At 64.0% G+C, this 9,179-nt stretch carries 11 protein-coding genes; 8 read left to right on the top strand and 3 right to left on the bottom strand.

Annotated features, from left to right (window positions below; translation table 11 throughout):
* Positions 1 to 103: 103 nt before the first annotated feature.
* Entirely contained in the window at positions 104 to 556 is a 453-nt protein-coding gene (locus JQ592_RS37405; RefSeq protein ID WP_211407712.1) for a nuclear transport factor 2 family protein, read from the bottom strand.
* A gap of 154 nt (positions 557 to 710) precedes the next feature.
* Between JQ592_RS37405 and JQ592_RS37400 the strand changes: the two genes are divergently transcribed.
* Both JQ592_RS37400 and JQ592_RS37395 read left to right on the top strand, forming a co-directional pair.
* A complete protein-coding gene (locus JQ592_RS37400; RefSeq protein ID WP_211407709.1) occupies positions 711 to 1,397 on the top strand; it encodes an HAD family hydrolase in 687 nt (228 codons plus the stop codon).
* A 107-nt stretch (positions 1,398 to 1,504) separates the two neighbouring features.
* Positions 1,505 to 2,350, top strand: a complete 846-nt coding sequence (locus JQ592_RS37395) for a DeoR/GlpR family DNA-binding transcription regulator (RefSeq protein ID WP_211407708.1) — start codon at positions 1,505 to 1,507, stop codon at positions 2,348 to 2,350.
* Positions 2,351 to 2,353: 3 nt separating this feature from the next.
* Here JQ592_RS37395 and JQ592_RS37390 read toward each other — a convergent pair whose 3' ends face one another.
* Positions 2,354 to 2,770 (bottom strand): type II toxin-antitoxin system VapC family toxin, encoded by a 417-nt coding sequence (locus JQ592_RS37390; protein ID WP_211407707.1) that lies wholly within the window; start codon positions 2,768 to 2,770, stop codon positions 2,354 to 2,356.
* Positions 2,770 to 3,021 (bottom strand): type II toxin-antitoxin system prevent-host-death family antitoxin, encoded by a 252-nt coding sequence (locus JQ592_RS37385; RefSeq protein WP_211407706.1) that lies wholly within the window; start codon positions 3,019 to 3,021, stop codon positions 2,770 to 2,772. The genes JQ592_RS37390 and JQ592_RS37385 overlap by 1 nt, the downstream gene beginning before the upstream one ends.
* Positions 3,022 to 3,316: 295 nt before the next feature.
* Here JQ592_RS37385 and glpD point away from each other — a divergent pair, with 295 nt between their 5' ends.
* Genes glpD through JQ592_RS37355 form a run of 6 tightly spaced genes read left to right on the top strand, consistent with a single transcriptional unit; the run spans position 3,317 to position 9,161 of the window.
* Positions 3,317 to 4,867: a glycerol-3-phosphate dehydrogenase gene (gene glpD / locus JQ592_RS37380; protein ID WP_211407705.1), complete on the top strand. Its 1,551-nt coding sequence runs from the start codon at positions 3,317 to 3,319 to the stop codon at positions 4,865 to 4,867.
* Positions 4,864 to 5,940, top strand: a complete 1,077-nt coding sequence (locus JQ592_RS37375; RefSeq protein ID WP_211407704.1) for an ABC transporter ATP-binding protein — start codon at positions 4,864 to 4,866, stop codon at positions 5,938 to 5,940. The genes glpD and JQ592_RS37375 overlap by 4 nt, the downstream gene beginning before the upstream one ends.
* Before the next feature lie 14 nt (positions 5,941 to 5,954).
* Positions 5,955 to 7,040, top strand: coding sequence for an ABC transporter ATP-binding protein (locus JQ592_RS37370; protein WP_211407703.1), 1,086 nt, complete (start codon positions 5,955 to 5,957; stop codon positions 7,038 to 7,040).
* A complete protein-coding gene (locus JQ592_RS37365; protein ID WP_211407702.1) occupies positions 7,040 to 8,014 on the top strand; it encodes a carbohydrate ABC transporter permease in 975 nt (324 codons plus the stop codon). The genes JQ592_RS37370 and JQ592_RS37365 overlap by 1 nt, the downstream gene beginning before the upstream one ends.
* A complete protein-coding gene (locus JQ592_RS37360; RefSeq protein ID WP_211407701.1) occupies positions 8,014 to 8,820 on the top strand; it encodes a carbohydrate ABC transporter permease in 807 nt (268 codons plus the stop codon). The genes JQ592_RS37365 and JQ592_RS37360 overlap by 1 nt, the downstream gene beginning before the upstream one ends.
* Positions 8,821 to 8,831: 11 nt before the next feature.
* Positions 8,832 to 9,161: a DUF2160 domain-containing protein gene (locus JQ592_RS37355; protein ID WP_211407700.1), complete on the top strand. Its 330-nt coding sequence runs from the start codon at positions 8,832 to 8,834 to the stop codon at positions 9,159 to 9,161.
* Positions 9,162 to 9,179: the final 18 nt, after the last annotated feature.

Raw genomic sequence — 9,179 nt, 5'->3', positions numbered from 1 at the left:
GTCATGATCAGAGGCCTCACCCAGTTCCACGCCATCAAGCATGGTTGGAGCCTCCGAAATGTGTGAATCTCGTAGCCCGCAAGGGGAGAGGGTAAGAACGCCATCACAACTTCGTCGCGGCGCGCGAGAGCAGCTTCCACTCGTCGCCCTGCTTCTGCCAGTTCATCAGGATGTGAAGATTGGTGGATACTTTTTTCCCATCGGCTGCCATTTCCTGTTCCCCCAGCCAGTGGAAGCGCACGATTGCGGCGGGGCCGACGATCTTGATGGTCGGGTCCTTGTATTCGATCGACAGGAATTTTGATTTGCCGTCGGTGGCGTTGGCGATGAAGGTCGCCTTGTCTTCGACTTTGCCGCTGGAATGGCTGTAGCTCAGATCGTCCCAGCACAGCGTGCCAAGCGCCTTCGGGTCGGCCGCGATCTGGGCGAGGCGGAAGGCCTCGACCTTCTTCGCCACGGCGTCCTCGTCCGCTGAAGCGGCCAGCGCCGATGTGGTGAGAGCGAGCGCGGAAACCGCCAGAGTCGAGAGAGCCAGATCGCGTCGGTTGATCGTCATCGTTTCCTCCTTTTTGGTCTTGGCCAGAGTGTTGCAGCCGCGCGCGACTTTGTCGAGTGTCACGTCGTGGTCATGTGGATGCGTCATTGCGCGGTCGAGGTCATATTGATACGTCTCGCGCATCGATGTATCGCGCATTTGGGAAAGTACGGAAATGATCGAGGCCAAACACGATGCAATGGGCAGGGCGCTGTTGTTCGACATCGACGGCACGCTCGCCGACACCGATCCGTTGCACCTCAAGGCTTTCAACCAGGTGCTCGGCCCTCACGGCCATGTCTTCGATCACGCACGCTTCTCGAGAGAGCTGCAAGGCTTCGCCAATGTCGCGATCGGTGAGCGCTTTCTGCCCCACGAGGCACCGGAGCGGCGCGCCTCGATCCTCGATGAGAAGGAGGAGGTCTTCCGCACGCTCGTGGCCGGACAGATCGCACCGCTGCCGGGGCTGATGGCGCTGCTCGACCGGGCCGACGGCGCCGGCATCCCCATGGTTGCCGTGACCAATGCGCCGCGTCTCAACGCCGAGCTGCTGCTCGCCGGCCTCGGCATCACGCATCGCTTCAAGGCGCTCGTGATCGGTGCCGAGCTGCCGCACGGCAAGCCGCATCCGCTGCCCTATCAGGAAGGGCTGCGTTTCGTCGGCGCGAGGCCGGAGACCTCGATCGCATTCGAGGACTCCCGTACCGGCGTGCAATCCGCTGCGGCAGCCGGAATTCCGACCGTCGGCATCCGGACCAGTCTCAGCCATGCCGATCTTGTTGGGGCCGGCGCGGTCACGTCCGCCAGCGCCTTCGACGATCCGGCGCTGCTCGCACGCCTTGCGAGCGTCATGACTTGGTAAGAAATGGCGTGGTGAGGGCCCTCCATCCGTTAACCGTGATCGGCGCGCGCATTGACCGAAGGCGCGAACCGCCGCACCATGCATCATTCTGATTTGAGGCCGTTGCCGTGACCGGATTGACCCATCGCCAAGCCGAAATCCTCAACATCGCGCGCGCCTCCGGCCGCGTCATGGTCGAGGAGCTCGCGCGCCGGTTCGAGGTCTCGGCGCAGACCATCCGCAAGGATCTCAACGATCTCTGCGAGCGGAGGTCGCTGACCCGCATCCATGGCGGCGCCATCATCGCCTCCGGCGTAGAGAACCTCGCCTATGAGGCGCGTCGCTTCGTCGCCGCCGACGAAAAGAAGGCGATCGGGGCTGCCGCGGCGTCGCTGATCCCGAATGGCTGCTCGCTCTTCATCAACATCGGCACCACGACCGAGGAGGTCGCGAGCGCGCTGACCTCGCATGAGGATCTGCTCGTCATCACCAACAACCTCAATGTCGCGATGCTGCTGTACCGCCATCCCCGCATCGAGGTGGTGGTCGCCGGCGGCACGGTGCGGCGGGCCGACGGCGCCGTGGTCGGCTCGACCGCGACGCAGCTGATCGGCCAGTTCAAGGTCGACTACGCCATCATCGGTGCGTCCGCGATCGACGAGGAGGGCGCGCTGCTCGACTTCGATTATCGCGAGGTGCAGGTGGCGCAGGCCATCATCGCCAATGCCCGCAGTGTCATGCTGGTCGCCGATTCCACGAAGCTCCGCCGCAGCGCGCCGGTGCGCATCGCCCACATCACCCAGATCCAGACCTTCGTCACCGACCAGGAGCTGCCCGAGCGCCTCGCCACCATCTGCCACAGCAAGGGCATCGAGGTGGTCGAGGCGATGCCGAAGGGGGCCGACATTGATGATCCGCCGGCCGATGCCCAGGAAGCCGCGCCGGAAGCCGCACCGGTTGTGCGGTTGCGCTAAGATTTAGGTGCCGGTCCACGGGTTCAGCAGCGTCACGCCCATAGGTTCGAAATCCCCCACATTGCGCGTAACGACCGTCAGGCCGTGAACAAGCGCGGTTGCCGCAATGAGGGCGTCGCGTTCAGCCCGCGGGTTGGGCACGTGAAGTTGTGCGCAACGCTGCGCGACGGACGTGTCGATCGCCAGGATCCGGCCTTCGAAACGAGCCAGAATTTGATTGTTGATCCAGCTGCGTAAGACTGCACCTTGCGCCGCGTCCTTGCGTTCGATCAGGCCTGCGCCAAGTTCGATCTCCAGAATCGAAATGGCGGAGATGAAAAAATTGGCCGCTGGAGTTGCGTTGGCCCAAGCGACGACGTGCCGATCGGCCTTATCCGGTCGTCTCAATTCGGAAATGACATTGGTGTCCAGCAGAAACATCAGTCGAGATCAGCGGCCCTGAAGATCCCCTCGTCAACGCGAGGCGGATCGAAATCAAAATCCGCGTTCGTCTGCGCCAGAGCTTCCGCAAGGCTCATGTGTCCGCCGCTCAGGCGCAAATAATCCTCGATAGTCAGCAGGACGTGGGCCGGGCGGCCGCGGTCCGTAATAAAGACGGGTCCCTGCGATGCTGCCTTCTTGGCACCGCTGGTATCCTGATTGAATTCTCGGCTGGTCAGGGTGGTCACCATCGTCTGAGCTGAGCCTCCTAGCCGTGTCGATGCTCCGCTTTCGAAATCTATGTAGAGATGTTGCTACATTCAAGTCCATAAGCGCGCTGGCTAAGTGGACCACGTCAGCCTGCCGTTCAACCAAGCTGGTTGCCCCTAAATCTGTCCGTTCGGCTGCTGATTTCCTCGCCTCATTGCCGTTGAAAAAGTTCCTCTTTCACTTCCTTTCGCCTCTCTTTCATCTTGCTTTCGTTTTTCGGTGTGATCTAATCAAAAACGAAAGTAGCCGCTCGAAGGAACGGGCGGTCGCCGGGGGATGCGTCTGTTGGAGCGTATTTTCGATCTCGCCATCATTGGAGGCGGTGTTAACGGCTGCGGCATCGCGCGCGATGCGGTGGGCCGCGGCAACACGGTTTTCCTGTGCGAAATGAACGATCTGGCGAGCGGGACGTCGTCCTGGTCGACCAAGCTGGTGCATGGCGGCCTGCGCTATCTCGAATATTACGAGTTTCGGCTGGTGCGCGAGGCGCTGATCGAGCGCGAAATTCTCTGGGGCATCGCGCCCCACATCATCCGTCCCCTGCGTTTCGTTCTGCCGCATCACGCAGGGCTCCGCCCCGCCTGGCTGCTGCGCCTCGGCCTTTTCCTCTATGATCACATCGGCGGCCGCCATCTGCTGCCCGCCACACGCTCGGTCGATCTCAAGCGCGATGAGGTCGGCAAGCCGCTGATCCCGAATCGCTACAGCCGCGCCTTCGAATATTCGGACTGCTTCGTCGACGACGCCCGCCTCGTCGTGCTCAACGCGCGCGATGCCGCCGACAAGGGCGCCGAGATCCGCACCCGCACCCGCGCCACCGAGATTCGCCAGGCCGACGGTGTCTGGACCGTCAGCATGCTCAACATGCTCACCGGCGAGCGCTCGCAGATCCGGGCGAAAGCGCTGGTCAATGCCGGCGGCCCCTGGGTCGAGGACGTGCTCGGCCGCGGCGCCGGCGTCAATGCGAAGGCAAAAGTGCGGCTGGTGCAGGGCTCGCACATCGTGGTCAAGAAGCTCTACGACCACGACCGCGCCTACATGTTCCAGAACGCCGACGGCCGCATCATCTTCGTGATCCCATACCAGGACGATTTCACGCTGATCGGCACCACCGATCGCGACTATGACGGCGATCCCGCCAAGGTGAAGGCGACACCGGAGGAGATCGAATATCTCTGCAAGGCCGCCAGCGAATATCTGGCGAAGCCCGTGACGCCCGACGATGTGGTCTGGACCTATTCCGGCGTGCGTCCGCTCTATGACGACGGCGCGAGCGAAGCCAAGGCCGCAACGCGCGACTACGTGTTCGAACTCGACACGCCCGGCGGCTCTCCGCTGCTGTCGATCTACGGCGGCAAGATCACGACCTATCGCCGCCTCGCCGAGGAGGCGCTGGAGCGGCTTTCGCCTTACCTGCGCAGCGCGAAGGCGCGCGAGGGCTGGACCGGAAAATGGCCGCTGCCGGGCGGCGACATGAACGTGTCCGATATCGACGGCCTGATCGGCGAGCTGCAGCGCGGCTATCCCTTCCTCGGCCATGAGCATGCGCGGCGCCTGGCGCGGGCCTATGGCACCCGCGCCATCAAGCTGCTCGGCGATGCGAAATCGGCCGCGGATCTCGGCCAGGCCTTCGGTGCCACGCTGACCGAGCGCGAGGTCCGCTACCTCACGGCCAACGAATGGGCCGTCACCGCGGAGGACATCGTCTGGCGCCGTTCCAAGCTCGGCCTGCGACTATCTGCCGACGAGATCGCGGCGCTTGACGACTGGATCAGGGCCCACGCTATGCCGCAAAGTCCCCTGCTGGAAGCGGGAGGACGCTCATGACCGTGACACTCGATCACGTGACCCGGACCGTCGACGGTGTCGAGCACATCCGCGACGTCTCGCTGACGCTCGAGAGCGGCACGCTCAACGTGCTGCTTGGGCCGACGCTGTCGGGCAAGACCTCGATCATGCGGCTGCTCGCCGGCCTCGACAAGCCGACCACGGGCAGGGTGCTCGTCAACGGCAAGGACGTCACCGGCGCCGACGTGCGCCAGCGTTCGGTCGCGATGGTCTATCAGCAGTTCATCAATTACCCCTCGCTCACGGTCTACGAGAACATCGCTTCGCCTTTGCGCGTGCAGGGCAAGCCGCGCGAGGAGATCGACGCGCGCGTCGCGCAAGCGGCAAAATTGCTGCGGCTCGAGCCGTTCCTGAAGCGTACCCCGCTCCAGCTCTCCGGCGGCCAGCAGCAGCGCACAGCGATTGCGCGCGCCCTGGTCAAGGACGCCGATCTCGTGCTGCTCGACGAGCCGCTCGCCAATCTCGACTACAAGCTCCGCGAGGAGCTGCGCGCCGAGCTGCCGCGCATCTTCGAAGCCTCCGGCGCGATCTTCGTCTATGCCACCACCGAACCGACCGAAGCGCTGCTGCTCGGCGGCAACACGGTGTGCATGTGGGAGGGCCAGGCGCTGCAGATGGGCGAGACCGCCAACGTCTACCGCCGGCCGCAGACGCTCCGCGTCGCGCAGGTGTTTTCCGATCCGCCGCTCAATCTCGTCGGCATCGAGAAGAAGAACGGCTCTGTGCAATATGCCGGGGGCACGGCGTCGCCGGCCTCGGGTCTCTATTCGTCGCTGGCCGACGGCGCCTATCGCGTCGGCTTCCGCGCTCATCAGCTCGGGCTTGCCAATGGCGAGGCCGACCGCCATGCCTTCCATGCCACGGTGACGGTGACCGAAATCACCGGTTCGGAGAGCTTTGTGCATCTAACCCGCGACGGATTGAACTGGGTGGCGGTGCTGCACGGCGTGCACGAGTTCGAGCCCGGTCAGACCATCGATGCCGTGCTCGATCCGAATGATGTGTTTGTGTTCGATGCGGCTGACCGCCTGGTCGCCGCTCCAGGCTCTTAAGGGGGAGGTGCGCCATGGCCCGCATTGACCTCGTCGATCTCGCCCATTCCTACGGCGGCAATGATGCGCCGCAGGAGAGCTTTGCGCTGAAGCCGGTCACCATGACCTGGCGGCAGGGCGGCGCCTACGCGCTGCTCGGACCATCCGGCTGCGGCAAGACCACCCTGCTCAACGTCATCTCCGGCATCATCACGCCGTCGCGCGGAAAGATCCTGTTCGACGGCAAGGACATCACACCGCTGTCAACGCAGAAGCGCAACATCGCCCAGGTGTTCCAGTTTCCGGTGATCTACGACACCATGACGGTGGGCCAGAACCTGGCGTTTCCGCTGAAGAACCGCGGCGTGCCGAAGGCCGATATCGACAGGCGCGTCGCCGAGATCGGCCGCCTGCTCGACCTCGAGCCTTATCTCAATCGCAAGGCGACGCGGCTTACGGCCGATGCCAAGCAGAAGATCTCGCTCGGCCGCGGTCTCGTCCGCTCAGACGTCGCCGCCGTGCTGTTCGACGAGCCGCTGACGGTGATCGATCCCGAGCTGAAATGGCAGCTCCGGTCCAAGCTGAAGGCGCTGCATCGCGAGCTCGACCTCACGATGATCTACGTCACCCACGACCAGACCGAGGCGCTGACCTTCGCGGACACCGTGGTCGTCATGCATGACGGCCGCGTGGTGCAGAGCGGCACGCCGGCCGAGCTGTTCGACAAGCCGGCGCACACCTTCGTCGGCTATTTCATCGGCTCGCCCGGCATGAACATCCTGCCGGCGGAGGTGAGGGGACGCGAGGCGCTGATCGACGGCCATGTCATCGCGCTGAACCGCAGCTACGACAACCTACCGGCCGGTGCCAAAATCGAGATCGGCGTGCGCCCCGAATTCGTCGAGGTGGTCGCGCCCGCGCCCGGCCTGCTCACCGCCAGGATCGAGCGCATCGACGATCTCGGTCGCATCCGTTTCGCGCGGACGCGCCTCGGCGATGCCAAGCTCGCGGCGCGCGCGCCCGCTGGCTTCACATCATCCGACGGCAGCGCCGGGCTGAAATTCGATCCGTCGCACGTGCATGTCTATGCCGATAGCCTTCTGGTGGAGGGAGCCGCCTGATGGACAAGACCGTCAACCAAAAAGCCTGGTTCCTGGTGCTGCCGGTGTTCCTGGTCGTCGCCTTCTCCGCGGTGCTGCCGCTGATGACGGTGGTGAACTATTCGATGCAGGACACCTTCGGCAACAACCAGTTCTTCTGGAACGGCGTCGGCTGGTTCAAGGAATTGCTCGATCCCTCGACCGATCTCGGCGGCCGCTTCCTCGCCTCGCTCGGCCGCAATCTGTTCTTCTCGCTGGTGATCCTCGCCATCGAGGTGCCGCTCGGTATCGTCGTCGCGCTGTCGATGCCGCGCGAGGGCTGGACGGTGGCGGCCTGCCTGATCATCCTCGCGCTGCCGTTGCTAATTCCGTGGAACGTGGTCGGCACGATCTGGCAGATCTTCGGCCGGCCCGACATCGGCCTGCTCGGCTATGTGCTCAACGCCATCGGCATCGACTACAATTACGTCTCCAACGAGGTCGACGCCTGGGTCACGGTCATCGTGATGGACGTCTGGCACTGGACCAGCCTCGTCGCGCTGCTCTGCTATGCCGGCCTGAAGTCGATCCCGGACGCCTATTACCAGGCGGCGCAGATCGACGGCGCCTCGCGCTGGGCGGTGTTCAAGGCGATCCAGCTGCCGAAGATGAACCGCGTGCTGCTGATCGCGGTGCTGCTGCGCTTCATGGACAGCTTCATGATCTATACCGAGCCGTTCGTGGTGACGGGCGGCGGCCCCGGCAACTCCACCACCTTCGTGTCGATCGAGCTCGTCAAGATCGCGCTCGGCCAGTTCGATCTCGGCAAGGCCGCCGCGCTGTCGCTGGTCTACAACCTCATCATCCTGATCGTCTGCTGGATCTTCTACACCGTCATGACCAATGCCGGTGTCGAACGCAAGGTTCAGACGGAGAGCGAGCCGGCGGCGGAGCCGAAGCCTTCGGCCGCGCTCAAGCCCGTGCCCGCGCTCAAGCCAAAGGAAGGAGTGGCCTGATGCATTCGATCCCCGGCCGCCGCCTCATCATGGGGCTGTTCCTGGTCTTCCTGCTGCTGCCGATCTACTGGCTCGTCAACATGAGCTTCAAGACCAACAGCGAGATCGTCTCGACGATGACGCTGTGGCCGCACACCCCGACGCTGCAGCACTACAAGCGCATCTTCACCGACGAGAGCTGGTATTCCGGCTACATCAATTCGCTCGAATACGTCGTCCTCAACACCATCATCTCGATCTCGGTGGCGCTGCCGGCGGCCTACGCCTTCTCGCGCTACCGCTTCCTCGGCGACAAGCATCTGTTCTTCTGGCTGCTGTCGAACCGCATGGCGCCTGCGGCAGTCTACGCGCTGCCGTTCTTCAACCTCTATTCGGCGATCGGCCTCTTCGATACGCCCTGGGCCGTCGCGCTCGCGCACTGCATCTTCAACGTTCCGCTCGCGGTGTGGATCCTCGAAGGTTTCGTGTCCGGCGTGCCGCGCGAGATCGACGAGACCGCCTTCCTCGACGGCTATTCCTTCCCGCGCTTCTTCATCAAGATCCTGGTGCCGCTGATCGCGAGCGGCATCGGCGTCGCCGCCTTCTTCTGCTTCATGTTCTCCTGGGTCGAACTGCTGCTCGCGCGCACGCTGACCTCGGTGCAGGCCAAGCCGATCGCCGCGATCATGACGCGCACGGTGTCGGCGGCCGGCATGGATTGGGGCCTGCTCGCGGCCGCTGGCGTGCTCACCATCATTCCGGGCGCGCTGGTGATCTGGTTCGTCCGCAACTACATCGCGCGCGGTTTCGCGCTCGGCCGCGTGTAAGGGAGGCATCAATGGAATCCATCGCATGGATGGCCTGGACGCTGCCGACCGCGATCTTCTTCGCCGCGCTGGCCTGCACGCTGGCGGTGATGACGTGGCTCGCCGCGGTCTATCCCGAGGCCGAGCGCGTCGGCGTGCTCAGTATTCCGACCACGCGCGGCGACCGGCTGTTCATCTCGCTGATCGCCGCGGCCGTCATCCATCTGCTCTGGATCGGCCTCGTCGGCACCGAAGCGATCGCCACGCTGCCGATCGGCGAGGACGGGTTTGAGATCTCGAGCCTGTGGCTCGCATCAGGAATTTCGCTGGTCACGGCCGCGCTCATTTTCCGCACGGTCTGAAGCTCGCGAAGGGACGGC

This window comes from Bradyrhizobium iriomotense (assembly GCF_018129405.1).
Classification (GTDB): domain Bacteria; phylum Pseudomonadota; class Alphaproteobacteria; order Rhizobiales; family Xanthobacteraceae; genus Bradyrhizobium; species Bradyrhizobium iriomotense_B.
The sequence above is the reverse complement of the archived record's forward strand: the minus strand, read 5'-3'. Positions and strand labels throughout refer to the sequence as shown.

Coding starts and splice junctions, on each gene's coding strand:
- JQ592_RS37405 (WP_211407712.1), bottom strand. CDS start 556: ATGACGATCAACCGACGCGATCTGGCTCTCTCGACTCTGGCGGTTTCC.
- JQ592_RS37400 (WP_211407709.1), top strand. CDS start 711: ATGATCGAGGCCAAACACGATGCAATGGGCAGGGCGCTGTTGTTCGAC.
- JQ592_RS37390 (WP_211407707.1), bottom strand. CDS start 2,770: ATGTTTCTGCTGGACACCAATGTCATTTCCGAATTGAGACGACCGGAT.
- JQ592_RS37385 (WP_211407706.1), bottom strand. CDS start 3,021: ATGGTGACCACCCTGACCAGCCGAGAATTCAATCAGGATACCAGCGGT.
- glpD (WP_211407705.1), top strand. CDS start 3,317: ATGCGTCTGTTGGAGCGTATTTTCGATCTCGCCATCATTGGAGGCGGT.
- JQ592_RS37375 (WP_211407704.1), top strand. CDS start 4,864: ATGACCGTGACACTCGATCACGTGACCCGGACCGTCGACGGTGTCGAG.
- JQ592_RS37370 (WP_211407703.1), top strand. CDS start 5,955: ATGGCCCGCATTGACCTCGTCGATCTCGCCCATTCCTACGGCGGCAAT.
- JQ592_RS37365 (WP_211407702.1), top strand. CDS start 7,040: ATGGACAAGACCGTCAACCAAAAAGCCTGGTTCCTGGTGCTGCCGGTG.
- JQ592_RS37360 (WP_211407701.1), top strand. CDS start 8,014: ATGCATTCGATCCCCGGCCGCCGCCTCATCATGGGGCTGTTCCTGGTC.
- JQ592_RS37355 (WP_211407700.1), top strand. CDS start 8,832: ATGGAATCCATCGCATGGATGGCCTGGACGCTGCCGACCGCGATCTTC.